Raw genomic sequence first — 26,751 nt, forward strand, 5'->3', positions numbered from 1 at the left:
GTGCCGTCAACGTGCGTTGCGGCCGCCGCCGGCCACGCGCACGCGGTCGCGGCCCTGCGCCTTGGCCTGGTACATGGCCGCGTCGGCGGCACGCAGCAGGGTGCGCCAGCCCAGCGCATCGGTGCCGCCCTCGGCCACACCGAAGCTGGCGGTGACGCGCAGCACCTTGCCACCGACCAGGGCGATGTCCAGCCGCTGCAGCGCCACCCGCAGCGACTCGGCCAGCTGGCGGCCACCGGCCAGATCACCGTCGGCCAGCAACACGAGAAACTCCTCGCCACCATAGCGGGCAATGCTGTCGCTGCGGCGCAGGTGGCGCTGCAGCAGCTGCGCCACCTGCACCAGCACTTCGTCACCGGCATCATGCCCGTGGCCATCGTTGATCGCCTTGAAGCGGTCCACGTCCAGCAGGATCACCACCGCGCTGTTGCCACCGTCGGCATGACGCTGCTGCACCAACTCGTCCAGCGCGCGCCGGTTCAACAGCCCGGTCAGCTCATCGGTGCCGGCCAGCTGGCGCAGCTCGCTGGTCAATGCCGAGCGCTCGCGCGACTTCTCGCGCAGCACTTCGATGGCATCGAACAGGCGCTGCATCTCGGCCAGCGGGTGGGTCACATGCTGCTCCGGGCCGGGCGCTTCCGAGGCGATCTGGATGACCTGCTTCTGCGCCTGCAGCAGCGGCCGCAGGATCTGAAGATGCGCGATGCGCAGCGCCACGCCCAGCACCACCAGCGTGCCCAGCACCGTCGCCACCAGCACCACCAGGCGCGTCGCTTCGCGATTGCGGGTGCGCTCGAAACGGGCGATGGACACGCTCAGGTAGCCGTCCCGCAGCGCTTCCAGCGACCGCAGGGTCGGCACGTAGCGGGTGGTGAATTCGGCGGAGGTCCACGGCGGCGGCACGCCGCGCCGGCCATCCTCGATCAACTGTTCGATCATCGGCAGCGATTCGCCGAAGAACTGCCGGCGCGCCATGTCCCAATGCCAGGACAGCGCCGGATCACTGCGGAACACCGCTTCATGGCTGCCTGCCAGCCGCCACAGCTCCAGCAGGCGGCCTTCGGTCTGCAATGCCGCCCGCACCTGTTCGTCACGCCAGGCCCCCGGTACCGCCACCGGCGCCATCACGTTCGAGGCCAGGCGGCCGCCATGCTCGCGCAGGTCGATCAGCACCTGGCCCTGCATCGCCGGAATCGCTGCTTCGCGGTCGGCGCTGACCAGCACGTTGATCTGCGCCGAGCTCAGCACGTGCAGGCGATCAACCACGGCGAACATGCTGCTGATCGCGCGCTCCACGTCCTCCACCTGGCGCGCGCCATGCGGCTGTGCCGCCACCCGGTCCACCGCGGCCCGCGCCGATTGCAGGCGACGTTGCGCATCGGCCAGCAGCCCGTGTTCGTCGACCACGCCCGGGTCAGCGTTGAACACGGTGTCCAGGCGTTGCAGGGCGGTATCGACCCGCTTGCGCGCGACTGCCAGCTCCGCCGCCAGCCGGGCCTGTTCGCCCGCATCGGCCGTGTTGGCCCCGAGCAGGCTGTTGGCGGGGCCGCGCTCGGCCGACACCAGGTTGGCCAGGTCGAAGGTCTGCCGCAACTGGCGCAGGCTGACCAGGTTGTCCTCGGCGGCAGTGAAGCGCAGCGTGCCCTGCACCAGCGCGATGGCCATCAATGGCAGCGTACAGACTACGAACAGCCCGGCCAGGATCCAGACCCAGGTCCGCAATCCGATGGGCGACGCCTTGCGGGCCATGCACATTTCCCCTGTAGTGCACAACACTGTAGCGGCCGCCTGCACAGGCGCCAAGCCGCTACCGGATCAATCGTTGCCATGGGTATACCGCGCCCGCCGCGAACGCACCGACAAAGGCCGCACGGGTTGTCGAATCGGGGCAAATTACGTCATGCCCCGCCGCGTCAGATCCAGCGCTGGTCGACCAGTTCGCGCTTCACGTAGGCATAGAACACCGGTGCGGCGACCAGGCCCGGCAGGCCGAAGGCCGCCTCCATCACCAGCATGGCCAGCAGCAGCTCCCAGGCACGCGCCTGGATCTCGCCACCGACGATGCGCGCGTTGAGGAAGTACTCCAGCTTGTGGATCACGATCAGGTACAGCAGCGCCGCCACCGCCACATAGAACGAGACCGACAGCGCGACGATGGCGATGATCGTGTTGGAAATGATGTTGCCCACCACCGGCAGCAGGCCGGCCAGGAAGGTGATCAGCACCAAGGTCTTGGACAGCGGCAGGTGCACGCCGAACAACGGCAGCACGCCCAGCAGGAAGATGGCGGTGAACACGGTGTTGAGCAGCGAGATCTTCACCTGCGCGAACACCACCTGGCGGAACGCGGTGGCCAGGCGGCTGGTGCGCCCGACCAGCTCCTGCGCCAGCGGGCCCATCTTCGGCAGCGGCAGTTCGTCATACAGCGCGATCATCGCGCCCAGCACCATACCGATCAGTACGCGCACACCGACCTGTACCACCGAGGTACCGGCCACGCCCAGCTGCCGCTGGTGCTCGGCGGCCCAGTCGTTCAGCGCCGCGCGCAACGCCGGCATGTCTTCGGGAATGTAGGGTTGCAGCAGCGCCGGCACCTGGTGCCGCGAAGTGTTGAGGATCTCCATCAGGCGCGCCAGCAATGCGTCCGGGCCGCCGGTCTCGTTGCGGAAGAACGAGGCCACGCCGATGCCGGCCAGTACCAGCCCGCTGATGATGATCGCCGACAGCACGATCACTGCGATCGCCCGTGCCCGCCCCGGCGGCAGCTTGCCCTCCACGGTGGAGGCCAGCACGTGCGTCAGCTGGAACACCAGCAGGCCGGACAGCAGGGTCACTACCAGGCCGAGCTTCAGCGCCAGCCACATGCCAAGCAGCATCATCAGCCACGCCGCGATCCTTGGAATGGGGGGTTTGGGCTGGGCAACGAGAGCGTCTTGCATGGGAGCGCGTCCGGGCGGGGTGGCCCATGGTAGAGGATTGGCATGCCGATTCCGCGTGCAGGATGAACGGGCATTTCACCCTCGTTCGGCGGCGGCGGTGCCGCACTCACTCGCCGTAGCTGGCCGTGTTCTTGCCCTGCCGCTTGGCGTGGTACAGCGCGCGGTCGGCCAGTGCCAACCAGTCCTCGACACTGCCGCCACGCGGTGTGGCGGCAATGCCGATACTGACGCTGAACTCCACGCCCGGCGTGGCCTGCTGCGCGGCCTCCAGCAGGTGCAGGCGCACCCGCTCGGCCACGTGCATCGCATCGACGGGTGCGCAGTCGCGCAGCAGCACCACGAACTCATCGCCCCCCAGCCGCGCGGGCGTATCACCGGGCCGGGCAAAGGTGCGCAATGTCGCCGCGATATGCCGCAGTACCTCGTCACCGGCGCGGTGGCCATGCGAGTCATTGATGCGCTTGAAATCATCCACATCGAGCATCAGCAGGCAGGCAGAACCGCCCTGGCCCTGTGCCCGGTCCAGCGCCTGCTGCGCACGCAGGATCAGGAAGCCACGGTTGGCCAGCTCGACCAGCGGGTCCATCCGGCTGAGCCGCTGCAGCTGACGGTTCTGCGATTTGACCCGGCGCGCCAGCTGCCAGCTGAGAATGCTGAGGCCGATGCCATACACGAACAGGAACGGGACACTCAGCACGATCGTGCGCTGCGAGGTGACCGGCTGGTAAGGGAAGCCGAGCAACCACCAGGTGAGTGCGAAGCCCAGCAGCAGGGCCAGCGTGGCGCGCATCGCCAGGCGCACGCCACCGGCGGCGATCTTGTCGGCCACCAGCAGCGCGGCGAACAGTGCGCTGGGCACCGCGCTCAACGCCATGAAGGCGATCCAGCCACCGCCGAAGAAGGAGTCGGCCACCATGCAACGGAACTGGACGACCGCCGGCTGGCGGGAGCGCTGGGTCAGCCGCAGTGCCAGTGCCGGCCACGCCAGCGCGTTGAGCAGCAGCAGGACCCAGGCCAGCCCGCCGTCATGGCGTTCAAGCATGATCGAAGCGATGGGGATCGCCCCCAGCCCATTGCCGACGAAACGCATCCAGCCGATGCGACGTGCCGCGCCAATGCCTTCGACCGCGCCTTCCGCCGAATCGGTGAAGAATGGCATTGCCGACCCCCTTGCGCGATCGCCCCTGGTGCTACGGCCCTTGCCGGGCTGCCTGCGATGAGTCTGACAGCTTTGCGTCAATTCGGGATCAAGGTTGCGCGATATCGCGCGGGCCGCTGCCGCTGCCCCTCCCGCTCCCCGTGGTTACCCGGGGCGGGGCGCAGCCGTCGAGCCACGCAGCTTGAAGCTGAACTCCAGCGTCTGCTGAAGCGGCACATCGACGTGCTCGATGATGGCGAGCAGCAGGTTGACCGCACGCTCGCCAATCTCCCGCATCGGCTGCCGGATGGTCGTCAGCGGGGGCGTGAGGTAGCGGGAGGACGCCAGATCATCGAAGCCGACCACGGACAGCTCGTCCGGCACGCGGATGCCCAGGTCCCGGCAAGCGGCCAGGGTACCCAGTGCCATCTGGTCACTGAAGCAGAACACCGCGGTCGGCGCGGCCGTGCCATCCAGCAGCGCCATCGCCGCTGCATGGCCGGATTCCACGGAAAAGTCACCCGGCACGATGCTCAGCTGGCGCAGGCGGCCACGCGCCTTGCCGGCCGCGCGGACCCCTTCCAGCCGTTGCTGGTGCAGGGGATTGTCAGGCGGCCCGCCGACCACCGCAATCCGTTCGTGTCCCAGCCCGTACAGATGCTCCATCACCGCGCGTGCGGCGGCGGCGTTGTCGATGTGGACGCTGGGGATGCCCAGCGCGGGGTCGAACTCGCAGCCGTTGACCACCGGTGCGGCGGCGCCGCGCTGCTCGACGATCTCGCGCGCGGTCGGTGGCAGGCGATGGCCCAGCACGATCATGCCGTCGGCCTCGTTGCGCCGGAGCATCTGCGCGTAGCGCTCCTCACGATCGGGTTGATGCTGGGTATCGCCCAGCAGGACCGCATAGCGCACCGCCTGCGCGGCCTCCTCCGCCCCCTGCAGGATCTGCGCGAAGAACGGATTGGCGATGTCCGGGACGGTGACGAGGATCTTGCCGCTGCGCTGGGTCTTGAGCGTGCGCGCCACCGTGTTGGGCACATAGCCCAGTGCGGCGGCGGCCTGCTCGATGCGCGCGCGGGTGGCCGGCAGCACCTTGTCCGGCCGGGAAAGCGCGCGCGACACCGTACCGGCGGACACGCCGACGTGTTTTGCGATGTCGTAGATGGTGGCCATGGCGTTAGTCCTCCTGCCCGCTGTGCACTGCACAACAGGTCCTGCGTAAGCCCCTGCTAGGATAATGCAATCGATTGCATCGAGGGCGAATCACGTTGAAGACGCTCAAGGGTCCAGCGCTGTTCCTGGCGCAGTTCATCGGCGACACAGCTCCTTTTGATCGGCTGGACACGCTGGCCGGATGGGCCGCGGGTCTGGGCTATTCTGGCGTACAAGTCCCCACCTCCGCGCCCCACCTGTTCGACCTGGCGGAGGCGGCGCGCAGCCAGGCGTACTGCGACGACATTGCCGGCATGCTGGCCGGGCACGGCCTGCAGATCACCGAACTGTCGACCCACCTGCAGGGGCAGTTGGTTGCCGTCCATCCTGCCTACGACAGCCTGTTCGACGGATTCGCGCCACCGGACAAGCGCGGCAACCCGGCCGCCCGCCAGGCCTGGGCGGTGGAGCAGCTGCGGCTGGCGGCGCAGGCCAGCCAGCGCCTGGGGCTGACCGCGCATGCCACGTTCTCCGGTGCATTGGCCTGGCCCTACTTCTACCCCTGGCCGCAGCGCCCGCCGGGACTGGTGGAAGAAGCCTTCGCCGAACTCGGCCGTCGCTGGCGCCCGATCCTGGATGCGTTCGATGCCTGCGGCGTTGACCTGTGCTTCGAGATCCACCCGGGCGAGGACCTGCACGATGGTGCAACCTTCGAGCGCTTCCTCGATGAGGTCGACCACCATCCCCGCGCGAAGATCCTGTACGACCCCAGCCACCTGCTGCTGCAGCAGATGGATTACCTCGGTTTCATCGACCGCTACCACGCGCGCATCGGCATCTTCCACGTCAAGGACGCGGAACATCGCCCCAGCGCAAGCAGCGGCGTGTACGGCGGCTACCAGGACTGGATCGACCGTCCGGGCCGGTTCCGTTCACCCGGTGACGGCCAGATCGACTTCAAGGCGATCTTCTCGAAGTTCGCGCAGTACGACTTCCCCGGCTGGGCGGTACTGGAATGGGAGTGCTGCCTGAAGCACCCGGAAGACGGCGCGCGCGAGGGTGCCGCCTTCATCCGCGACCACCTCATCCGCGTGACCGAACGCGCCTTCGATGACTTCGCCGACAGTGGCACCGACGCCGCATCACTGCACCGCATGCTGGGAATCTGAGCCAAGACCGCCCTGGGAGGGCAAGCCATGACGCACGCCATGTCGCGCCTGGGCGCGATGATGTTTCTGCAGTTCTTCATCTGGGGGGCGTGGTTCGTCACCCTGGGCACCTACCTGGTGCAGGGCCCGCTGCAGGCCAGCGCGAGCCAGGTGGCGACCGCGTTCCTCAGCCAGTCGATCGGTGCCATCGTGGCGCCGTTCCTGGTCGGGCTGATCGCGGATCGCTACTTCGCGGCGCAGCGCATTCTTGCGGTACTGCATCTGGCCGGTGCCGCGCTGATGTGGCTGGCGTCCACGGCAACCAGCTTCAGCATGTTCTCTGCGTGCGTCATGGGCTACATGTTGCTGTTCATGCCGACCCTGGCACTGGCCAACAGCGTGGCCATGCGGCACATGCAATCACCCGAGAAGCAGTTCCCGCTGGTCCGCGTGGCCGGCAGCATCGGCTGGATCGTGGCGGGCGTGCTGATCGGCTGGCTGGGCTGGGAACAGGCGCATCGGCTTGAGCTGACGTTCCGGATGGCGGCGGCGGCGTCACTGGTGCTCGGGCTGTATGCGTTCACCCTGCCGCACACACCGCCACTGGCGCAGCAGCGCGATGCCGGGCTGGGGCAGATCCTGGGGCTGGATTCGCTGCGGCTGCTGAAGTCGCGCGCCTACCTGGTGTTCTTCCTGGCCTCCATCGCCATCTGCATCCCGCTGTCGTTCTACTACAACTTCACCAATCCCTATCTCAACGACCTCGGCGTGCGCGGCGCGGCGGGCCTGCAGTCGCTGGGCCAGGTTTCCGAAGTGCTGCTGATGCTGGCCATGCCGTTCCTGTTCGTTCGGCTGGGGGTGAAAACCATGCTGGCGGTCGGCATGGCCGCCTGGGTGGTGCGCTACGCGCTGTTCGCCTTCGGCGATGCAGGTGGCGGTTTCCCGCTGCTGGTGATCGGCATCGTGCTGCACGGCATCTGCTACGACTTCTTCTTCGTCACCGGCCAGATCTACACCGATGCACATGCCGGCCCTGCCGCGCGCAGCAGCGCACAGGGGTTCATCACCCTGGCCACCTATGGCGTGGGCATGTTGATCGGCACCTTCCTGTCCGGCGCGGTGGTGGAGCAGTTCACCACCGAGGCCGGTCCCGACTGGCAGCAGATCTGGCTGTTCCCGGCCGCTGTTGCGCTGGTGGTGCTGGTCGCCTTCCTGCTGCTGTTCCGCGACCGGCCGGCGGCTGCGGCCGCGCCCTCCACACCCTGAGGATCCCCGTCGATGCCCAAGCTTGGAATCGCCATCGTCGGCACCGGCATGATCGGCGCCGTGCACCGCCGCGCGGCCTTGCTCGCCGGCGCCGAGGTACGCGGCGTGGCCGCCTCGTCACCGCAGCGCGCGCATGAGGCAGCGCACTCCTGGAATGTCCCACGCGCCTACCGGGATATCGAGGAGGTGATCGCCGATCCGCAGGTACAGGTGGTGCACGTGTGCACGCCCAACCATCTGCACCGCGCCATGGCACAGGCTGCGCTGGAAGCCGGCAAGCACGTGATCTGCGAGAAGCCGCTGGCGACGACGCTGGACGATGCGCAGGCGCTGGCGGTACTGGCCGCCTCGACCGGATTGGTTGCCACCGTCCCCTTCGTCTACCGCTACCACCCGGTGGTGCGCGAGGCGCGTGCACGCATCGCCCAGGGTGACCTGGGGCCGCTGCACCTGATCCATGGCAGTTACCTGCAGGATTGGCTGCTGGACCCGGCCAGCAACAACTGGCGCGTGGATCCGGCGCTGGGCGGCACCTCGCGCGTGTTCGCCGACATTGGTTCGCACTGGTGCGACCTGGTCGAATGGGTCAGTGGCGAGCGCTTCACCGAAGTGAACGCGGCGTTTGCCACGGTGGTCGCCGAACGCAGCGCCGTCACCGGCCAGAGCTTCAGCACACCGGCAGCGAACGGCGCGACGCAGGCGGTCGCGAGCGAGGACGTGGCAACGGCGATGTTCAGGACCGGCGCCGGTACGCTGGCGTCGTTGACGGTGAGCCAGGTTTCGGCCGGACGCCGCAACCGCCTCTGGTTCGAGATCGACGGCGCCAACGCCAGCATCGCCTTCGACCAGGAGGACGCCGAGCGGCTGTGGATCGGCCTGCCCGACCAGCGCGAGGAAATCTTCGTGCGCGGGCCCGGCGCGGGCACTGCCGAACAGCGCCGGCTGTCGGTGCTGCCGGCCGGGCACGCGCAGGGCTACGCCCAGTGCTTCGAGGCGTTTGTCGCCGACACCTATCGCGCCATCGACGGCGAGCAACCGGACGGCCTGCCCACCTTCGAGGACGGCATGCGTTCGGCGCGGATCGTTGATCGTGTCATTGCATCGGCCAGGTCACGCGCCTGGACCACCATCGGTTGAATCCTGGGAGGATCTGTTGATGAAAGCCCTTGTCCGTCGAAGTGCAAGCCTCGTCCTGCTGCTCGCGGCGCTGCCCGCCTTCGCAGTCGAAGCCGCCAGCGCGCAGAAGCCGATAGCGGTGCAGATGTACACCCTGCGCGATGCCGGCTCGCTCGAGCAACAGTTGAAGATCGTCCACGATGCCGGTGTGCACGCGGTGGAAACCGTCGGCACGCAGAACGTCAGTGCCGCGGAACTGAAGCAGCTGCTGGACCGGTATTCGATCAAGGCCATTTCATCGCATGTGCCGCTGGCCGAGCTGCGCAGCAACCTGGATGGGGTGGTGACCTTCAACCGGTCGATCGGCAACACCACGCTGGTGGTGCCGTACCTGGACAGGAAGGAACGCCCGAGCGATGCCGCCGGCTGGACCGCCCTGGGACAGGAGCTGGGCCGGATCGCGAAACAGGTGCGCGGCAAGGGCATGCGCCTGGCCTATCACAACCACGACTTCGAGCTGGTCGACTTCGATGGCAGGACCGGGCTGGAACTGCTGTTTGCCGCCGCCGGCCCCGACCTGCAGACCGAGCTGGACCTGGCCTGGGTCGCGCGTGCGGGCCTGGACCCGGCGGTGATGCTGGGAAAGTTCCGCGGCCACGTATTCGCGGTACACGCCAAGGACAATGCGCTCAAGGGCCAGGCCGAAGACGAAGGCGGATTCGCTGCGGTCGGCCAGGGCGTACTGGACTGGAACACGATCCTGCCTGCTGCGAGGGGCGCCGGCGTGCATTGGTACATCATCGAGCACGACCAGCCACGCGAGCCGGCCAAGGTCGTCCAGGCCGGCGCCGACTATCTGCGTGAACACCTGACCACCAATACGCCTGCCCGTGCGCGGCGCTGACGCATCAAGGAGCCCCACATGAAAATGATCCTGGCAATGGCGGTGGCCCTGGGCGGCATGAGTGTTGCGACAGCCGCCTGGTGCAAGGGCGACCCGGCTGCGGGAGCAAAGCTCTACACCGCGAACTGCGTGGCCTGCCACGGCGCCGATCGCGCGGGCATGCCGGGCGCGTTCCCGGCACTCACCGACATCGGCAAGCGCATGGCACCTGCACAGATCAAGGAAAAGATCAGCAAGGGCGGCGGCCTGATGCCGCCCTTCTCCCAGCTGTCACAGCAGGAGATAGACGATATCGCCAGCTACCTGGCGAAGTAAGCGGCCGGCGGCCACGCCAGCCGCATGCCACTACAGCTCGCGCACCCAGATGTTGCGGTAACTGACCCTGGAGTCATGCTCCTGCAGATAGAGCGGCGCACACGCATGGGGCGAATACGAGGGCGCCCCGATGTACTCGGTCTTGCCTGCCAGCACGGTGTCATCCTGCACCAGCACGCCGTTGTGCAGCACCGTGATGCGCGCGGGCGACACAAGCCCACCGCCCACCGAGAAGCGCGGTGCCTTCCAGATGATGTCGTAGGCCTGCCACTGGCCCGGCGCGCGCGAGGCATTCACCCGCGGCATGGCCTGCTTGTAGATGGAGCCCGCCTGGCCATTGGCATAGGTCGGGTTGTTGTAGCTGTCGAGCACCTGCAGTTCATACAGTTCCTGCAGGAAGATCCCGCTGTTGCCCCGGTTCTGGCCGTCGAAGCCCTTCGTGTCAGTGGGCGTGCGCCACTCCACATGCAGCTGGACATCGCAGAAGCGTTGCCGGGTGCGGATGCCCTTGCTGCCCGGAACGACGGTCATGGCGCCCCCGGCAACCTTCCAGGGCACGCGTCCGCCCTGCTCCGATTCCCACGCGGAGACATCCTTGCCATCGAACAGCACGATCGCGTCGGAGGGGGCCTTGCCTGGCGGCGTGGCCACGACAGCGGGCACGGGGGTCCACACTTCGGTCTTCTTCGGGTCGCGCGCAGCGTCGGCACTGTCCTGCGCGAATGCAGATGCAGCGGCCAGCAGGCCAACAGTGATCAACGCAGGGCGGATCATCAGGGTGGTGTCCATCAGCTGGTCCCCCACGCGGGCGTACCGGGGACATAGGCGAGGTCGCCGTCGTAGCGGCCGGGCACCGCGACGTACTGCAGCACGCCGGTCGCCCCGACCTTGGAGGTGAAGAAGCCGAAGATGGCCAGCTGCTTGATCATCGTGAAGTAATGCGGCATCGCCTCGCCCTCTTCAGGCGTACCGGTCTCGGTCACGTCGGCAGAGCGCGCCTTGGCTTCGGCGTCCAGCGTTCGCAGCAACTGGGTGCGGGCTTCCGGCGCAAGCGCCACAAACCGGCCGCCGGCGCGCTTGTCGATATCGACCAGGCCTGCCCGGAACGTTGCCTGCTGCCGGGCGGTGTAGCAATCGCTGACGAAGGTCGCCATGAACAGGCCAGCGCCGGCATCCTTCGCCCCTGGCGTCCGGGTCCGCGGCAGGATGGTCTCGGCGATCTCGTCCAGCGTGCCGATGTCGGCATCGGAGAACAGGGTCTTCACCGGTGCCGCAGCGGCGTTTCCCTGCGCGAGCGCAGGCAGGCCGACCATGGCCGCGCCGGTGGCGGCAACGATCATCTTCAACAGTTCGCGGCGATCCATCAGAGGTTCCCCGCTTTCAGTTCGCGTACCGCGTGGTCGGCCGCGCGCGCGGTCAGCGCCATATAGGTCAGCGAAGGATTCACGCAGGCGCTGGAGGTCATGCAGGCACCGTCGGTCACATAGACGTTGGGCGCATCCCAGACCTGGTTGTGCGCGTTCAATACCGAGCTCTTCCGGTCACGTCCCATGCGTGCGGTCCCCATCTCGTGGATGCCCTTGCCCGGGGCATAGTCGTGGTCGTGCATCTTCACGTCCTTGACGCCAGCCGCCTCCAGCATCTCGGCAGCATCGGCGGCCATGTCCTTGCGCATCGCCAGTTCGTTGGCGCGCATGGACACGTCCATCGCCAGCACCGGCAGCCCCCATTTGTCCTTGCGGTCGTGGTCCAGGCGGATCGTATTGTCGTGGTGCGGCAGCATTTCACCGAACCCGGTCATGCCGATGCGCCAGTCGCCCGGTACGGTCAGCGCCTCCTTCAGGTCGGCACCGATGTTGAGCTCGGCGATCTCGCGCGACCAGCCGGTGCGGCTGGCACCGCCCTGGTAACCGAACCCGCGCAGGTAGCCGCGCTTGTCGGCCGCGACGTTGCGGAAGCGCGGAATGTAGAAACCGCACGGACGGCGGCCGAAGTAGTACTTGTCTTCGTAGCCCTCGACCCGGCCCGAGGCGCCCGCACCGAAATGATGGTCCATCACGTTGTGCCCCAGCTCGCCCGACGAAGAACCCAGTCCCCCCTCCCACACATCGGTCGCCGAGTTCATCAGCAGCCAGGTCGAATTGAACGACGATGCATTGAGGAAGATGACCTTGGCGGTGTACTGGTAGGTCTGCCCGGTCTCGGCATCGATCACCTCCACGCCGCGCGCACGCTTGCGATCCTTGTCGTAGAGCACTTCCTTGACGATCGAGAACGGCCGCAAGGTCAGGTTGCCGGTCTTCATCGCCGCTGGCAGCGTCGCCGCCTGGGTCGAGAAATAGGCACCGAAGGGACAGCCCAGGATGCACTTGTTGCGGTACTGGCAGTTCACGCGCCCCTGCTCGGGCATCGGCTGGGTGATGTTGGCGGTGCGCGAGTGGATCATGTGCCGCGTTCCGCCGAAGGCCTTCTTGATCCGCGCGGCCACGTCCTTCTCGACGATGTTCAACGGGATCGGCGGCAGGAACTCGCCGTCCGGCAGCACGTCCAGTCCTTCGCGCGTGCCGGCGATGCCGGCGAACCTCTCTACATGGTCGTACCACGGCGCGATGTCGGCATAGCGGATCGGCCAGTCGGTGGCGATGCCATCCTTGAGGTTCGCTTCGAAGTCCAGGTCGGAAAACCGATAGCTCTGCCGGCCCCACATCAGCGAGCGCCCGCCTACGTGGTAGCCACGGAACCAGTCGAAGCGCTTGGTTTCGATGTAGGGTGAGTCCTGCTCGTTGGCCCACATTCCTTCCAGGTTCTCGGCCAGGCCGTAGTCGCGCATCAGCACCGGGAAGGCGGCCTTCATCGCCTGCGTCGGCCGGTTGCGATGCGGGAAGTCCCACGCTTCCTTCATCGCATTGACGTAGTCCTTGACGTGCTCGATGTTGCGCCCGCGTTCCAGCATCAGGACCTTCAGGCCCTTCTCGGTCAGCTCCTTCGCTGCCCAACCGCCACTGATTCCCGAGCCAACAACAATGGCGTCGTAGTGATTATCTGCCATGGTCTCTCACCTGGGTGGATATCGTTTCAGACGTCGCAGAGGCGGATCGCCTCGCGCAATGAGGCAACGGGATCGGGCGCTGCAGGCGTGAATTCCTGCGCCAGATACCCCTTGAAACCGGTGTCGCGGATCGCGCGACAGATGGCCGGATAGTGGAGCTCCTGCTGGTCTCCAATCTCGTTCCGGCCCGGCACGCCTGCAGTGTGGTAATGCTTGAAGCAGGCGTGATGCTTGCCGATGGTGGCGATGATGTCGCCCTCCATGATCTGCATGTGGTAGATGTCGTAGAGCAGGCCGAAGTTGTCCGAGCCGAGCCGCTGGCACAGCTCCACGCCCCAGGCCGAGTGATCGCACAGGTAGTCGTGGTGATCGACCCTGGAGTTCAGTAGCTCCATCACCAGCACCACGCCGCGCTTCTCGGCATGCCCGAGGATGCGCTTGAGGCCCGCCTCGGCATTGGCCATGCCGTCCTGCGGGTCCATGCCGTTGCGATTGCCGGAGAAGCAGATGAGGTTGCGGTAACCGGCATCGGCGACCAGGTCGATGTGCCGCGTGTAGCGCTCCACCAGCGGGTCGTGGAATTCGCGGCCGGCAAAGCCCTTGGTCAGGCCCAGCTCCGCGCCATTGCACATCGAGCTGTAGACGCCGTTCGCCTTCAGCGTGGGCCAGTCTTCCGGGCCGACCAGGTCGATGGCGGCGAAGCCGATGTCCTTCACCGTCGTGCAGAGCTGGGCGACCGACAGCTGCGGGAAGGTCCAGCGTGCGACGGAGTGCTTCAGGTTGCCCTTGAGCGCTGCGGTGGCGGCGAATGCAGGCAACGCTCCCGCAGTACCCAGGGCTACGCCTCCAGCAACCGCCATGCGCAACGCATCACGCCGCGTGAGGCCCGTCGCCGGAGCCGGTCTGATCGAATGGATGGACATCCACCTGCCGGCCTCCCAACCGACATCAAACACTGAGGATTCACGGCAATGCAATCGATTGCACCATAGGGGAGGAATTTGTGTGTTTGCAAGTCGCAGTGCACGAAAATCAATGCTGCGAGGCACAACTCCGCAACCGACCTGGAAAACAAAAGCCCCGCGTGAGCGGGGCTTTCCTTCTGGCGGTGGGAGCAGGACGACGCCTGTTGGCTACAGGGTCGAAACCGTGCCGCCGTCGATCCGATACTCCGTTCCGGCAATCGACGCCGACCGGGGAGACGCCAGGAACACAATCAGATCGGCCACCTCCTGCGGTGCCGCGGGCCGTCCCACCGGGATCCCGCCGAGCCAGTCCATGACCACCTTCTTGCCTCCTTCATAGTCGGTTCCCGCTTCCGCAGCGATCCGTTCTGCAAATTCCCTGGATGCTTCTGTCTCGATCCAGCCCGGCGCTACGCTCAGCACCCGCACGCCCTTGGGGGTGACCTCTCGTGAAAGCGACTTGCTGTAGGTCGTGAGTGCCGCTTTGGCGGCGGCGTAGGCGGTGGTGGACTCCGGCAGAGGCAGCATGCGCTGGATCGAACTGACGTGGATGATCACGCCAGCGCTCTGCGCGAGCATGGATGGCAGCAAGGCACGATCCAGGCGGACCGCGGGCATCAGATTCAGGTTCAGCTCGGCAAGCCAGTGCGCATCACTGATCGCTGCGAAGCCACCGGCAGGTGTCTTTGATCCCCCCAGCACATTGACCAGGATGTCTGCGCCGCCCCATGCCTGCAGCACGGCGTGGGCGAAAATGCCGGTGCCCTCGGCCGTCGACAGATCGGCGGCTACGTAGGCGACTCCTTCCACCGGGCGTGCCGGCAGGCTGCGCGCCGACGTCATTACCCTGGCCCCGGCCTCGGCGAGGGTCCTGACCACGGCCGCCCCCACACCGGCCGTGCCTCCGGTCACCACGGCCCGCAGGCCACCGAGTTGAAGATCGAAGCTCATGCCGTGATCTCCAGCGATGCGATCAGGCCCCGTTCCAGTTCGAAACGGTAGCTCAGCAGAATCGGACTGCCGGGGAAGTTACCGCTCACGATGGCACGGACAACGTGGTGTTTCTCCTGCCGTTCGATGGCGCTCGGCACGCTGGTGGCGCTGTATTTGGCCGATGCCTCGGCCAGGAAGGCTTTGATGGCGTCGACGCCGACGAGGGTGTGCCCGTCGTCCTTCAGCACAGCCTGGGCGGCAAAACAACGCGCCAGCAGTTCAGGGTCATGTTCGGCCGCGAAGTACGCGGCAATGGGTTCTGGGAGGGTCAACGCATTCATTCCTGGCTCCTGCAGTGGTCAGGCGCTCAGGATGTGCACGCAGGCCGGTTAAGTGAATGCCCTATAATCCGAATGGGTTATGTCAAGAATCTCACATAATGCGCGGATCCGAGTTCGCTGAACTGAAGGCCTTCGTGGCGGTAGTGGAACGTCAGAGCTTCGCGCGGGCGGCGGAACATCTGGGGGTATCGCCCTCGGCCCTGAGCCAGACCATCCGCCAACTGGAAGGCCGTCTCGGCACCCGCCTTCTCAATCGCACGACACGAAGCGTGGCGCCCTCGGCAAGCGGCGGGCGACTGTACGCGCGCATCGCGCCGCTGTTCCAGGAGTTGGCCGTCGCGGTCGCTGAAACCAGCGAAGCCAGCGGACGGATCAACGGGACCCTGCGAATCAATACGCTGGGCATCGCCGCGAGAACACTGATTGCCCCGCGGCTTGCCCGCTTCCACCAGGCCTACCCTGATGTCGTTGTCGACATCGTGGTCGACGACGCGCTCAGCGACATCGTCAGTGGCCGGTTTGATGCGGGCATCCGCGTGGGTGGTCAGCTCGAGAAGGACATGGTGGCCATCCGCCTCACCCCGGACCTGAACATGGTGGCCGTGGCGTCACCGGATTACCTGGCACGCCGCGGAACACCGCGAACTCCGGCGGAACTGCAGGATCACGCCTGCATCAACTGGCGGCTGCAGAGCGATGGCAGGCAGTACCGATGGGAGTTCAAGAAGCGAGGTCGCCACCTCGAGGTCGCCGTGGACGGTCCTGTCGTCACCAATCACGCTGACATCGGGATTGCGTCGGCCCTGGCCGGCCTTGGAATCGCCTATCACTTCGAACAGGATGGTGTGGGCGAACTGTTGACACAGGGACTGCTGGTGCGGGTACTGGCGGATTGGTCGGTCTCGCGGCCCGGGCTTTTTCTCTACTACCCGAACAGGCGGCATCGCCCCGCCCTGCTGGGCGCGTTCATTGACTGCCTGCTGGACCAGGGAATGTTCGGCAATCGGTGACGAGGTCGACGAACGTCCGCATCCTGCCGCCGGGCAATGGGATCCTGCCACGTCGCCTGTAACGAGAAGGGCCCCGGGCACGCGTGCCAGGAGCCCTTGTCGGGATAAACGGAAGGTACGCTTAGAACGGAAGTGGCTACCTTTTTTTGACAACGAGAGCAAAAAACCCTGTGCAGATGAACATTCCGTCCCGAGGCGGCGAAATACTGTCAACAGACTACCCAATTAGCGGATGGTTGTTAACGCTTTGACTGATCCTCGCCTCCCAGCTGGAGCATCGGGCTCTGCGGAGCCTCTATTGTTCATCCTCCCCAAAGATCAGCTTGCCGACCATGTAGATCGTGCTCCCAAAGTTGTAGATGAGTTGCTCCCCTTGTTTCAGGAACGACTGGCTTGTATCAATCCCTGCTAGCTTCAGAGCATCGGCCACCTTGTCGCTGGCTGGGTGCGCGTCGGCTAGGCGCATGTCGTATACCCCGGCTACCACGCTAAACACGCCTCGTGCCTTGTCAACGCCGACCTTCTGAGCAAGCACATCTTCAAGCAGCTTGTTGGATCCCAGCTTGTCTTTGTCTGAGCGTGCAGCGATTTTACGCAGCTCACGCACGTTGAGTCGGTCGGAAAAAACTCGCACTAATTCTTTTGCAAGCCGAAGAAGTGTTGACCTATCCGCGCTAACAAACCTCGTCACGACCTGCATCGCGGCTTGATCATCTATTTCATGAGTGAAAAGAGATATCCCATAGCGCTCCTTAAAGCTTCTCTCAAGCAGCCGCATAGTCTGGAACAGCAGCTCCTCGAATGCATCTGTCGAGGCAGGACGCGCCTCGACCTGGGACATCAAGAGCTCTGGAGATACCTTCCCTTCCGGAGCAACGTTGTTAGACGCCCATACGTGCTGCTCCCAAGTTGGCAATTTTGCAATGTCGTACGCATAGATGGTCAACAAATCCGCTGAGTTGATCCCAAAATGCGTCTGATACCCCGATGTGGATATGATCGCCCCAGTTTCCCGGGTGTACCACTTTAAGGAGAATCCTCTGTGGGCTAGTAGCTCATTTACCACACCTGGACGGAACCAGAGCCATCGGCCGATATCCTCGTCCTTCAGGTCCTGGGAAGCTACGCGAGTACCGTCCGTTTCCGTCACGAAGTGCGGGAGCGCAGAGTCAGCGTCACCTCTGACACGCACGCTAAGTCCCTTGTGATCGATCCATTCGTCTCGCCAGAACTCTCCCTCGACCCTGACCCCCACATATCCACCTCTCTGCCCCTGCCTCTGCTCAGACTCGGTATTGTCGTCGCGCTCCGGCCCCATCACAGGCGCATCTTCTTCTGGGTCCACATCCGTCCTCCAGACGCGAAATGAAGCCCAGCTCCCTCCAAAGACGCGGTCCAGCTCGCGAAGCCTGAGCTCGAACCTCCCTCCGTCCCTTTCCTCATCGACATCTACGAGTTCTTCGTACTCGGTCCCGATCAACGATGGAACGTTCTCAATGCGCCTGCGGTAGTACGACAGCCGCAGCGCCAAGCCCCTCGCGGCCAAGTAGTCGAGCAGGAACTCACGCTTAATCTCGATGGACGTATGACTTCCATCCTCCTCCAACTTCTCACGAACCACCTCAACGAAGTCTTCCTCAGGACGAACCCAGCTGTTTCCATCCTTCACTAGGCGAAGTGCGATCACCAGATCAGGGCTAAGTATCCATTTCCTACCGCCAACCACTGGCTGGTCATGTTCGTACACAAGCTCAACCCCGAGGGGCTCCCTGTCGTTGTACTCGAACTCATCGACAGGAGAATAGTGCCCATCATCGTAGGCATACGGCCGAACGCTGTGCGATATCCCTATCTGCCCCCAACTCAAGCGCTCTGCTCTCTCACGGTGCTCCGGAGGAAATGCGACAGATCCGCAGCCAAAGAACTCGCTGACGTACCCAACAGTCTGCGGGTCGGCTCCGCGGTCCTCCAGCGTCTCCAATGCGCGCAAGGGAACCCACGTGGAGTTGTCGAAACGCCGACGCGTCTCCCGGGTCTGGAGGATCCATTCTCTCTTCATGACCTAAATCTTATCGGTTGTGGGCAAGTGCAAATTTACTTCCGAAACACGAATCGACTTGCACCTCGTAGACCTAAAAAAAATCATTGCTTCTACACACATAAAGGGAAGACATGCCCCCCCAGAAATTCGCACCGCTCACCTATGGGGAAAAATCAACCCTTCTTAGTGACGGAGCGCTCTGCTTTGCTAACGACACCCGCACCCGCACCCGCATGCTAGACCACTGGCAACGGCGAATTAAGGTACACGTCGTCTAGGCCTCGGACACTGGCGTTGTATGCCCATCTGACAAACTGTTCAAGTAAGCGAGCGTTCTCCGCTTCGAGCCGTGCGAGCTCGCCCTCCAACCGGGCAATACGATCCATCGCCACCTGCATCTCTGGCAAGTTCTCAAAGGATCGCTGGCGACGATCACCGTTAGCTAGTGCAAGCTTGCGCTGCTCAAAAGCAGCCTGAATTCGAGTGTGCTTATGCAAGGCTTGCCGCGTATACCTTGCGTAGAGATGCTTTTCGACGGCATCCAGCAGTCCCTCCCAGGTCAAACGGCCAGACCAGCCGTCAAGGATCCCGACAATCTTCGCAACATCCGAATCACTGAGGTTCTTTGCTCTACTCATGATGCAGACCCCTCCACTTCAACCTTCCACTCCATAAGCACTGAGCCCTCGTCTCGATGCGTTAGTGACCGGCGTGCCTCTTTCGCTTGCTGCAACCGTGATGCAGGCCTTACATGATTCAATCGAATCAACGCGCCGCGTGCCACCGCGGGATCGTCCAAGATCTTGATCAGCTCTAGAAGTCTGGAGTGCGTCAATCTCTGGTGTTCAACCCACCGTGATGCGCCGTAGGTTCCACCAGCCTCGGCGACTTCCGCTTCACCCAGAAGAGCTGCAGTTTCAGCCAGCTTAGATCGCGCGTTTGCTTCGCCCACCTCATCCCCCTTAATGCAGACTTGCTCGTTGCAATTCGCACAGTCCCGATGCAAGGAACAAGGAGACATGACGAAGTCGTGGACGCAGAATCCGAAATCGGTCGTGTGGGCGGCTTGGATGCCCATTTCCGCGAACTTCTCTCGAGGAATTAGGCTAACGCGGACCTGCGGCAGCGGCTCGACCGCCAGTTCAGTCACCGACTCGCGCTGCCTTTCCTGCCGCAGCCCCACAAGCCGCGCCTGAACATCGCGATCAGAGACGTGGTTGTATGAGTCATTCTGACGAACATCATTCCGACCCGACCACTTTGCGATGTCGAGTTCACTCATGCCACCGGCCTGAGCCAAGGTATTCAGATAGTGTCTGAATTGGTGAGTACGAATGACGATTGGAGATCCGTCCAAATCGAAGTAGCCCAGATGATCGAAGACGGACTTGACTCCGTGCTCTGTACGACCACCAAGACCAGTAGAAATAAAGTCCTGATCTGGCGCCTCGATGACGCAACGGAACGTACGCCTGGTCCGATGCAACTCATTACGCCGAACCACGCAAAGCGCTTCGCTGTACCGCAGATCAGAATCGACATCCAACCATGGGAATCCTCTGGGCAGGAAGCTGATGACAGAAGCCTCAACATCCGAGAACTTGATCACAGTTCTGCCGCGACGCTTCTCGAGAGGCACGCCATTACCCAAACACCACGCCCTAGTGCTCGCGGGCGACGCCGATTCTGCAAAAAGGACTTCGCCGAGCTCTGCAATTGACAAGTCACCGCCGCGCAAATGCTCGAGATGTGATGGGAGGAACATCGACTTGGGATTGCGTTCGTACCAGCGCGCCACGCGACGCGCCTCTGCAGATAGTTCATTGAGTCTTCTCACGGCCTCGCGCACGACCGAACTCATAGATGGCACAACCCACTTGACCATGGGGTCTGCACCCTTGGAAGGCCAGAACCGCAGCCCATATGCCGGCGACGCATCGGGACGAGCTGTTGTGACCTCAGGCTCCGCCCTAAGCAGCAAAACCTCATTCACCCGATCCGGGGCCGAGCACATGATCCCCGCCGCCGACGTTACAAACAGATCGGCAGGTTCGCTCGCCGCGCGAAAGGCCAGCGCTAGGCATTCCAACGAGCGGGGGCTGGGAAGCTTAGCCTGTCGTGCAGCCTCGAACTCCTCTCCTACCCTACCGTTCGCGTCCGTCGGGCGAGGTATGGAATTGGACCACCGCAATGGGACAGCCGCTAAGCGATTGTCATCAATGAACGACGCAAGCATCTCCAATTGTGAACCGACTCGATAGCCCGCAGATGGGCTGAACTTGGCCCGGATGAGTAGAGCCGCTCTATTAAAGGTCGCCGCAGTGACAGATGCGACGTTACAAGCCCCCTGATCTTCCAGTACAGCCGCCAATGCTCGCAGGGAGGCGAGCCGAAACCCTATACACTTCGTTGGCCGCATCCCATGCTGATATCGAAGGTAGGACTTGGCGAACGAACCGAAGGGCTCGGGCATCGGGCGTGGTACGCGCTCGTTAACTGATTCCCATGAGCTAAAAATAGCGCGAAACGCGCCTCGCTTAGCTTTGATTCTGACAGAATCCGCGATCTCCCATGCCATTTCATCGAAGGCAAGCTCGGCACCAAAGATGGTCAACTCATTCCGGCACAGAGCGATAAACGCAGAGACATTTTGCTCGGCATTTCGCTCACTACGCGGCTGGAAGAGAACTACTTTAGCCACAGGCTTTAGCTCCACCGAGTGAGCAACGACGCACCTTAGCCTGGCGGCATTCCTCTATCACGGCCGCAACTGCGAATATGGTTCGGTCATTGATGGAAGCGATGCGCTTATCAGAATGCCTGAGCTGCTTTTCACGCTGGTCAAGCAGGTGCTGTAGTACCGCCTCATGTGGCCCATCCATCCACGCCTCGAAGCTGGTGCAGGTGTAACAGGCGATCGGAGCATTGAATCCGCAGAATCCGTGTGTTCCACAATCGCCCATAGGGGAACCGCTTCGATCAATACGCAGATCGATTACGCGCTTCGACGTATTCTCGCCCAATCCCTCCACAAGCGTTCCCGCGAACGCCTGGGCCAAGGGAGCCATCTCCATGGCAATGGCACGATCAATGCGCTCGATGATTGCAGGCGAACTGGCCGAGTAAACGCCAACATTCTGGGTGTCTGTGTGATCGAGAAGTCGGGCGATGACCAAAGGACTGTACCCCTCTTCTCCAGCTCGCGTTCCGATCGTTCTCCTGAATCGGACACCGCTTATGCTCATCGCCTTACCCGTGCGCTCGGAGACGACTGACAGGCTTTCGAGAACGGCCGTAATCGTCCGGCCAATCATGACGGAAGTCCGATGGAATTCAAATCCTTGGGCACCCCCCTTCGAGCGCACAGAGGGAAAGAGAGGGGCTTGCCCTGCATCGTCTAGGATCGAACAGAAGCGTGCGCGAACGCTCTCAGCGTACGAACTGACATGCTCACCAAACTGCTCGACAAGCGGGCGTTCTACGAACTGAGCACGCGAAAAATTGGCACCCTTCTTAGCGCTTGGCATCTGGATGGAATACTTCAGCATCCCATCAGCATCTGTTTCCACCCTAACATCGCAGACCTTTAAGGACGCGTACTGCTTGCTGCGCTGACCCAATAGGATAAAAAGCCACGCCAAGGTGAAATCCGCTGTAGACACATCACCTTTTGCATATGCTTGATTGAGCGCTGATTGCAGCGCTTCTTCTTCGAGATGGGTGAAAGGACCATCATGTGGATCCCATGTAAGTACTGACACACCCTTGTCATTGCCCTTGAGCCGCAATTGTTTGAGAAGCAGCTCGACGTCTTCACCGACCCCTGGGTAGCCCAGCTGGACCCATTTGCGGAGGAACCCCGCGAAGGACCCCAAGTACCATTCCTTCGACTGATGGAGGCCCGCACGGTAGTTCAGCAAATCTACGGCTGTGATGCTGGAAACCTGCATAGGCGTAGCACGTAGGAAGTGCTGCAGCCTTTGAAACATATTCTTTAGATGGTCGGGAGAACGATTCTCTGCATACCACATCAGTACGGACTTGGCACCATTACGCAGCGCTGGCGAAGCGTTTGGCAGCTGATCGAAGTCCAAATGAATGTTATTGACACCATCGCGGTATGCCCAGATATCGGCGCTTGGATCGAACTCGATGCCCGACTTAGTGCGACTGCCTACCCATACAGTGAGTGCACGCGCCTCGCTAGCTTCTTGCTGATACAAGGGGTCATGTGTCACCTGCTCTTCCTCACTGGGCGGCTAAAGGACTTGGCTTGCATCTCCAGCGACGCATCATTGCTTTTTCGCTGCACGTGCCTTTTCGTGTAGTGCGAAGCCATCTTCGACCTAGGTGACCAGCCCATCGTCTGGGTCCGCATCCTTTCTTCGTCTTCTGCAGACACACCTTGGCTATCCATGAGATCAGAGAAGTCGTCGTTCCAGGTGTGCCTCAAGACATGTGGTGAGAGGTCATCAGGAAGACCGGGGACCTTGCTACGCAGCTCCCTGAAAAGCTTGTTGAGCGCCGGCTTTGACAGCGGCTGGCCTGTTCCCGTCGCCACGAAAAGATAGGGATGGCGGCGCGCACCTTTGATCTTTGCTCGTTCCCCCATTATGTAACTCTGGATCAACTTCGCCAGATCAGGACTCAGTGCAAGTAGGCGACCTCGCGTTTTGACAAGCGGCGCGCTTTTTCGCGGCTCTTCGGGGTTACCAGGCCGCCGAACGATCGTGACCTCCCCGGTCCGAATGTTGACGTCACTAGCGTAGGTAGCAAGCAGCTCGCCGTTACGAACGCCCAGAAGGAGTAGCCAGAGGAAGATAAGTTGGTTGCGAACCCGGACGTGCCTGTTCTTCCAGGGGTTGTCCGCACTGTCGGGATCAATCACCTCGAGAATGCGTGCACGGACCTCCGCGTCTACCCCCTGACGGCTAGCCTGCGCGGAATGGCGGCTGGGCATTCTGGCATTGATAAGGCTGACGAAAGTTTGAGTGGCCTCGAGCAAGCTGTGATTGTGAGGATGTCCTACCTCTAGCTTCAGGCGCCGACCGGCTGTTAGCCAGGAGATGTAGTCGCGAATGTATGCCATACGGGTTGCCTTCGTGTCGGCACCCACCTGAGCCGGCGCTTTCACCGTGGGGCGCATTCGGGCCTGCTCCAGCGTTACGACCCTAGACACCACCGCTCGGGGTGACTCATCCATCTGGCTCAGAGCGTCGAGTTCCTCTTGCCGCAATCCAACCAGCTTGGTGAGCAACTCCACCTCTCCTAGGGTAAAGAGCCGACCGTCATTGATTCGATCGTGAATGTCTATACCGAGATGACGAAACACTTGATGGCCAATCATCACAGCCCTGGCCGCGTGCTCGAGCGTGTTGGTGGCCAGGCCAACTGCTCGAAGCTCGGTAACCAGAAATAGGTTTGGATGCCAGAGGGGGGATCCCGATTCCCTGCAGAGAAGCATCGGAAGTCGCTCTCCAGACTCGAACCGAACGGTTTTCACCCTGTAGCCAGCGGCCATGTTGACGTTTCCGAAAGGTAGTCGGTAAGCCGGGAAATCGGCAGCCGCCGGAAAACGTTAACAACAAAAAAAGGCCCTTGGCAAATGCGCCAAGAGCCCTTGTTAACAGATACTAAAAGGTATCCTCTAGAACGGTTGTGTACACCAAACTGACAACCAGTTCTCACGATATCAACAAAATTTCCTTAATTTACAAGAGGTTAGAAGCACCTAAAGAAACCAATCTCTCCACCTCGCTCTCGAAATGGAGAGAATAAATCTATGTCCAATGGCCGCTCTTCGCGACTTGACCTCCGGCATGGTGCATCTTGGCGACCGGAACTAGCCCGATACGCCTAGTTCAGAACCACAATAGTTCTTGGTGCTCGCAGTCAGGTACTGGCAGGGCGCCAATCGGAAATCGGGGAATTTTCTAGGCAATCCCGACAACGTCATCGGCCCTAGCGGGTCGACCAAACTACTGATGACGCGAACTAATTAGACACCTTCGATATAGCTGGGGGGTGCATTTGCGTACTACTGCATTTCATTCTCGATCAATCATAGATCGCGTTAATCCTGGAAAACATCGCCCGGAAACGCGCGGCAGTATCAGCATCGAGGGCATCGGGTGGTGTCGATGCGAATTTCGTTGAAGGCAGATAGTGGTTGTAACCTCCAGTTGGGCGAAGTGAAATCGATTGGGCCTTGAGGTACGCCTCAATCCGGAGAATCACTCTGTCGCCGGGCCCGAGGTCACCAACGGTCAACCTCCTGCCGCCGAGCACCTTTGCGAATGCAGAGTTAAAGTATTCCAGGTAGAGCTCGGCGGGCAACAGATCCTCAATGTCGCTGGGGCGCCCGTCCGTACCAATAGCCGACAGATCCCGGAACTGCGAGGCATTGAAGATGGCTTTGCTAGACAGCAATTTGTCACGTACTAGGCCAGTCAGCTTCTGCTCGGGAGATCCCTTGTAGTCATGCAAGATAGCCAATTGCAAGCCGCTGGCATTCAATAGGCTTACGAATGTAGCAAGATTATCCAAACCGCCGGTCGGAACGATCGTGATGTCCTCCCGAAGCCCCCCGCCACCGCTTGCCTCTAGAAGCGCGGATACGGCTTGTAGATAGTTAAGCTCGCTGGGACCCTCTACGAGCAGGTTGCGTTTAGAAATGAAAAGGTTTTGGGCGATCGTCCATCCCAGCGCCGCTTGGAGCGGAAAAATGGTTCGGGAATCCGCTCCCATCAAATTCTCGGAGATAACCGAACCTTCAACTTTTCTATCTTCCACAAGCCGCACCTGGTGCAGGCGGTCCGAATGAACCATGAATGGCGAATGTGTTGTGTACAACACTTGATGCTCTCCAGACAGGCTATCGATATATCTTAGAAAGTCCGCCTGCGCCAATGCATGAAGAGCAAGCCCCGGCTCGTCCAGCAACAAAATAAGTCGCTTATCTTCGCCACTTTCGATCGGTTCCAATTGCTGTTGTACGCTGTCAAACCAAACCAAAAAGCTGAAGAACCAGATGAATCCTCGGCTGCGCTGATCGAACGGGGTACTCACGCCGCGGTGTCGCCGATTCTTGATGCGCAGGTACAGATTCGGACCGTTATTGAATGGAGCCTCGTCGCTTTGGTCAGTCTTGATGTCGACTTCGACCTCGAGATCTTCGTTCTGCCTCCAGAACTCCATGACTTGGTCGGTTAGATTGATTGACACACCTTCGATCTTCGCCTTCAACTCCTCATAGCCGGACGGCGTCGAAAGATCTGCAACAGCCACGTCCGCCATGCGAAGAAGCGCCAAAACGGCGCGATGCTTTGGTTGGAGCTGCTTCGGATCGCTCTTTGCCTTAACGACACGATCAGTCAGATCTGCAAGATTAATCTTGCCTGGCAGCAGGTCGTACTCGCTGAAGTAGAGAAACTTCGGAATGCTCGATGCAATTTGCTGGTAAACCTCCATACTCACAACACTCGACCAGTCTGACCCGGCAGCAGCTATTCGCCTGTTCACATCCTGAAGGATGGCAGAATCGGCGGCGGTCAGCGCAGTTTCCGCTAGCATCTCCGGAACCTCACTGAACTGGGTAGCGCCCTCGAGCGCCTCTGAAGCATCGGTGCTAATTTGCTGTCGTATGAACTGGAGGACGGGACCCTCATCGACCTTAAGAATGACCTCAGACTTGTTGTCATAACGGTGCTTCACTGAGAATTCGAAGCCATTTGGCAACGACGTGTGGAGCTCCGCGTTAGCTGCCGCGACCTCAGAATCATCGAGGCGATAGGTGAGCACAGCGGCCGTTGCTGGAGTCACCGCATGCCTCTTCGTGTAGGACGCAAGATCCTTACGTGGATAGTCTTCGATAACTTGGAACTTGTCTTCACCAAGAGCGTCGCGGCACTTTTGAAGAGCTTTAAGAACAACAGTCTTTCCTGCTTCGTTCATGCCTACGAACACAGTCACTTCAGGATCGACCTTAATCGTCTGAGTAGTGTTCATCGAGCGAAACGGCCCAATGTCTGCGGAAACTAGGATCACGTGCCTTCCCCCTGCGCTGTGGATGGTAAAATTCGTGTCAAATGTTCTCTTGCGTTGTAGAAGCATTTAGCCGAAACGCGTCAATTCGAATACGACGCCCCTGCACCGAGCCCTTGCCCAGCGCCGCAGGGGTAGTGCCCGCGTTTCGACAGTTAACCGCACTCCACAGGGCGGTCGCAACTGGCCATTTGCCGCCAGCGCAGCGTGAGCTGCTGAGTCATAGGTCACGTCCTTGCGTAACTTGGTGGTCTACGGACAGGCTGCGAGCCTCTTCCGGTATATCGGAGCATCCTTTTCCTGGCGTGCCCTCGCTTGTCGGCCACAGAACCCGGCCCAGGTAATGACCCGATGGATCACACGCAAAGCAGGACGCTGATTCAGATGCCTC

Annotated in this window: 22 protein-coding genes; 6 read left to right on the forward strand and 16 right to left on the reverse strand. The window is 62.2% G+C overall.

The genetic code is table 11. The features are described from left to right. Positions 1–6 precede the first annotated feature (6 nt). From E5790_RS04200 to E5790_RS04215, 4 genes are all read right to left on the reverse strand, one after another. A complete protein-coding gene (locus tag E5790_RS04200) occupies positions 7–1,749 on the reverse strand; it encodes a GGDEF domain-containing protein (RefSeq protein ID WP_111205860.1) in 1,743 nt (580 codons plus the stop codon). Between the two features lie 164 nt (positions 1,750–1,913). Then, positions 1,914–2,939 carry an AI-2E family transporter gene (locus E5790_RS04205; RefSeq protein ID WP_032961540.1) on the reverse strand — a complete coding sequence of 342 codons (1,026 nt, stop codon included), beginning with the start codon at positions 2,937–2,939 and terminating at the stop codon, positions 1,914–1,916. Between the two features lie 106 nt (positions 2,940–3,045). Continuing rightward, on the reverse strand, positions 3,046–4,098 hold the full coding sequence (locus E5790_RS04210) for a sensor domain-containing diguanylate cyclase (protein ID WP_049441135.1): 1,053 nt from the start codon (positions 4,096–4,098) through the stop codon (positions 3,046–3,048). Between the two features lie 144 nt (positions 4,099–4,242). Then, a complete protein-coding gene (locus tag E5790_RS04215) occupies positions 4,243–5,250 on the reverse strand; it encodes a LacI family DNA-binding transcriptional regulator (protein ID WP_111205839.1) in 1,008 nt (335 codons plus the stop codon). A 95-nt stretch (positions 5,251–5,345) separates the two neighbouring features. Between E5790_RS04215 and E5790_RS04220 the strand changes: the two genes are divergently transcribed. The 5 genes from E5790_RS04220 to E5790_RS04240 are packed head-to-tail and all read left to right on the forward strand — an operon-like array spanning position 5,346 to position 9,978. After that, the gene (locus E5790_RS04220; RefSeq protein ID WP_049441133.1) at positions 5,346–6,398 is read left to right on the forward strand and encodes a sugar phosphate isomerase/epimerase family protein; all 1,053 of its coding nucleotides are present in this window, start codon (positions 5,346–5,348) and stop codon (positions 6,396–6,398) included. Positions 6,399–6,425: 27 nt separating this feature from the next. Then, entirely contained in the window at positions 6,426–7,643 is a 1,218-nt protein-coding gene (locus E5790_RS04225) for a nucleoside permease (RefSeq protein WP_049441130.1), read from the forward strand. Positions 7,644–7,655: 12 nt separating this feature from the next. Then, on the forward strand, positions 7,656–8,780 hold the full coding sequence (locus E5790_RS04230) for a Gfo/Idh/MocA family oxidoreductase (RefSeq protein WP_049441128.1): 1,125 nt from the start codon (positions 7,656–7,658) through the stop codon (positions 8,778–8,780). A 19-nt stretch (positions 8,781–8,799) separates the two neighbouring features. After that, positions 8,800–9,663: a sugar phosphate isomerase/epimerase gene (locus E5790_RS04235; RefSeq protein ID WP_049441124.1), complete on the forward strand. Its 864-nt coding sequence runs from the start codon at positions 8,800–8,802 to the stop codon at positions 9,661–9,663. An 18-nt stretch (positions 9,664–9,681) separates the two neighbouring features. Next, positions 9,682–9,978 (forward strand): cytochrome c, encoded by a 297-nt coding sequence (locus tag E5790_RS04240; protein WP_032961525.1) that lies wholly within the window; start codon positions 9,682–9,684, stop codon positions 9,976–9,978. 30 nt (positions 9,979–10,008) lie between these two features. Here the strand turns inward: E5790_RS04240 and E5790_RS04245 are convergent, their stop codons facing one another. The 6 genes from E5790_RS04245 to E5790_RS04270 all read right to left on the reverse strand — a co-directional run bounded on the left by E5790_RS04245 (position 10,009) and on the right by E5790_RS04270 (position 15,266). Next, positions 10,009–10,767, reverse strand: a complete 759-nt coding sequence (locus E5790_RS04245) for a DUF1080 domain-containing protein (protein ID WP_046429464.1) — start codon at positions 10,765–10,767, stop codon at positions 10,009–10,011. After that, positions 10,767–11,342 carry a gluconate 2-dehydrogenase subunit 3 family protein gene (locus E5790_RS04250; RefSeq protein WP_014646300.1) on the reverse strand — a complete coding sequence of 192 codons (576 nt, stop codon included), beginning with the start codon at positions 11,340–11,342 and terminating at the stop codon, positions 10,767–10,769. The genes E5790_RS04245 and E5790_RS04250 overlap by 1 nt, the downstream gene beginning before the upstream one ends. Next, positions 11,342–13,027 (reverse strand): GMC family oxidoreductase, encoded by a 1,686-nt coding sequence (locus tag E5790_RS04255; protein ID WP_046429409.1) that lies wholly within the window; start codon positions 13,025–13,027, stop codon positions 11,342–11,344. Before E5790_RS04255 ends, E5790_RS04250 begins: the two co-directional genes overlap by 1 nt. A 26-nt stretch (positions 13,028–13,053) precedes the next feature. Beyond that, positions 13,054–13,950: a TIM barrel protein gene (locus E5790_RS04260; protein WP_049404955.1), complete on the reverse strand. Its 897-nt coding sequence runs from the start codon at positions 13,948–13,950 to the stop codon at positions 13,054–13,056. A 210-nt stretch (positions 13,951–14,160) separates the two neighbouring features. Beyond that, positions 14,161–14,943 (reverse strand): SDR family oxidoreductase, encoded by a 783-nt coding sequence (locus E5790_RS04265; protein WP_075076561.1) that lies wholly within the window; start codon positions 14,941–14,943, stop codon positions 14,161–14,163. Next, positions 14,940–15,266, reverse strand: a complete 327-nt coding sequence (locus E5790_RS04270) for a nuclear transport factor 2 family protein (RefSeq protein WP_069117468.1) — start codon at positions 15,264–15,266, stop codon at positions 14,940–14,942. Before E5790_RS04270 ends, E5790_RS04265 begins: the two co-directional genes overlap by 4 nt. A gap of 98 nt (positions 15,267–15,364) precedes the next feature. Between E5790_RS04270 and E5790_RS04275 the strand changes: the two genes are divergently transcribed. Then, entirely contained in the window at positions 15,365–16,276 is a 912-nt protein-coding gene (locus E5790_RS04275) for a LysR family transcriptional regulator (RefSeq protein WP_111205838.1), read from the forward strand. Between the two features lie 295 nt (positions 16,277–16,571). Here the strand turns inward: E5790_RS04275 and E5790_RS04280 are convergent, their stop codons facing one another. The 6 genes from E5790_RS04280 to E5790_RS04305 form a co-directional block, all read right to left on the reverse strand. After that, complete coding sequence (locus E5790_RS04280; protein WP_111205837.1) at positions 16,572–18,335, reverse strand: hypothetical protein; 1,764 nt, start codon at positions 18,333–18,335, stop codon at positions 16,572–16,574. Between the two features lie 218 nt (positions 18,336–18,553). Next, the gene (locus E5790_RS04285) at positions 18,554–18,955 is read right to left on the reverse strand and encodes a hypothetical protein (RefSeq protein WP_049418571.1); all 402 of its coding nucleotides are present in this window, start codon (positions 18,953–18,955) and stop codon (positions 18,554–18,556) included. Next, positions 18,952–20,202, reverse strand: a complete 1,251-nt coding sequence (locus tag E5790_RS22050) for a hypothetical protein (RefSeq protein WP_219630465.1) — start codon at positions 20,200–20,202, stop codon at positions 18,952–18,954. The genes E5790_RS04285 and E5790_RS22050 overlap by 4 nt, the downstream gene beginning before the upstream one ends. A gap of 808 nt (positions 20,203–21,010) precedes the next feature. Beyond that, entirely contained in the window at positions 21,011–22,555 is a 1,545-nt protein-coding gene (locus E5790_RS04295) for a site-specific integrase (protein ID WP_111205835.1), read from the reverse strand. Next, a complete protein-coding gene (locus E5790_RS04300; RefSeq protein ID WP_099596157.1) occupies positions 22,552–23,838 on the reverse strand; it encodes a tyrosine-type recombinase/integrase in 1,287 nt (428 codons plus the stop codon). Before E5790_RS04300 ends, E5790_RS04295 begins: the two co-directional genes overlap by 4 nt. A 536-nt stretch (positions 23,839–24,374) precedes the next feature. Then, complete coding sequence (locus E5790_RS04305; RefSeq protein ID WP_210730433.1) at positions 24,375–26,324, reverse strand: AAA family ATPase; 1,950 nt, start codon at positions 26,322–26,324, stop codon at positions 24,375–24,377. Between the last annotated feature and the right edge of the window lie 427 nt (positions 26,325–26,751).

The sequence above is a fragment of the Stenotrophomonas sp. PAMC25021 genome, assembly GCF_004795795.1.
GTDB lineage: Bacteria > Pseudomonadota > Gammaproteobacteria > Xanthomonadales > Xanthomonadaceae > Stenotrophomonas > Stenotrophomonas muris.

Bases quoted from the DNA above. Each gene is read 5' to 3' on its own strand.
- E5790_RS04200 (WP_111205860.1), bottom strand. From the start codon at position 1,749: ATGGCCCGCAAGGCGTCGCCCATCGGATTGCGGACCTGGGTCTGGATC.
- E5790_RS04205 (WP_032961540.1), bottom strand. From the start codon at position 2,939: ATGCAAGACGCTCTCGTTGCCCAGCCCAAACCCCCCATTCCAAGGATC.
- E5790_RS04210 (WP_049441135.1), bottom strand. From the start codon at position 4,098: ATGCCATTCTTCACCGATTCGGCGGAAGGCGCGGTCGAAGGCATTGGC.
- E5790_RS04215 (WP_111205839.1), bottom strand. From the start codon at position 5,250: ATGGCCACCATCTACGACATCGCAAAACACGTCGGCGTGTCCGCCGGT.
- E5790_RS04225 (WP_049441130.1), top strand. From the start codon at position 6,426: ATGACGCACGCCATGTCGCGCCTGGGCGCGATGATGTTTCTGCAGTTC.
- E5790_RS04230 (WP_049441128.1), top strand. From the start codon at position 7,656: ATGCCCAAGCTTGGAATCGCCATCGTCGGCACCGGCATGATCGGCGCC.
- E5790_RS04235 (WP_049441124.1), top strand. From the start codon at position 8,800: ATGAAAGCCCTTGTCCGTCGAAGTGCAAGCCTCGTCCTGCTGCTCGCG.
- E5790_RS04240 (WP_032961525.1), top strand. From the start codon at position 9,682: ATGAAAATGATCCTGGCAATGGCGGTGGCCCTGGGCGGCATGAGTGTT.
- E5790_RS04245 (WP_046429464.1), bottom strand. From the start codon at position 10,767: ATGGACACCACCCTGATGATCCGCCCTGCGTTGATCACTGTTGGCCTG.
- E5790_RS04250 (WP_014646300.1), bottom strand. From the start codon at position 11,342: ATGGATCGCCGCGAACTGTTGAAGATGATCGTTGCCGCCACCGGCGCG.
- E5790_RS04255 (WP_046429409.1), bottom strand. From the start codon at position 13,027: ATGGCAGATAATCACTACGACGCCATTGTTGTTGGCTCGGGAATCAGT.
- E5790_RS04260 (WP_049404955.1), bottom strand. From the start codon at position 13,950: ATGTCCATCCATTCGATCAGACCGGCTCCGGCGACGGGCCTCACGCGG.
- E5790_RS04265 (WP_075076561.1), bottom strand. From the start codon at position 14,943: ATGAGCTTCGATCTTCAACTCGGTGGCCTGCGGGCCGTGGTGACCGGA.
- E5790_RS04270 (WP_069117468.1), bottom strand. From the start codon at position 15,266: ATGAATGCGTTGACCCTCCCAGAACCCATTGCCGCGTACTTCGCGGCC.
- E5790_RS04275 (WP_111205838.1), top strand. From the start codon at position 15,365: ATGCGCGGATCCGAGTTCGCTGAACTGAAGGCCTTCGTGGCGGTAGTG.
- E5790_RS04280 (WP_111205837.1), bottom strand. From the start codon at position 18,335: ATGAAGAGAGAATGGATCCTCCAGACCCGGGAGACGCGTCGGCGTTTC.
- E5790_RS04285 (WP_049418571.1), bottom strand. From the start codon at position 18,955: ATGAGTAGAGCAAAGAACCTCAGTGATTCGGATGTTGCGAAGATTGTC.
- E5790_RS22050 (WP_219630465.1), bottom strand. From the start codon at position 20,202: ATGGTCAAGTGGGTTGTGCCATCTATGAGTTCGGTCGTGCGCGAGGCC.
- E5790_RS04300 (WP_099596157.1), bottom strand. From the start codon at position 23,838: ATGGCCGCTGGCTACAGGGTGAAAACCGTTCGGTTCGAGTCTGGAGAG.
- E5790_RS04305 (WP_210730433.1), bottom strand. From the start codon at position 26,324: ATGAACACTACTCAGACGATTAAGGTCGATCCTGAAGTGACTGTGTTC.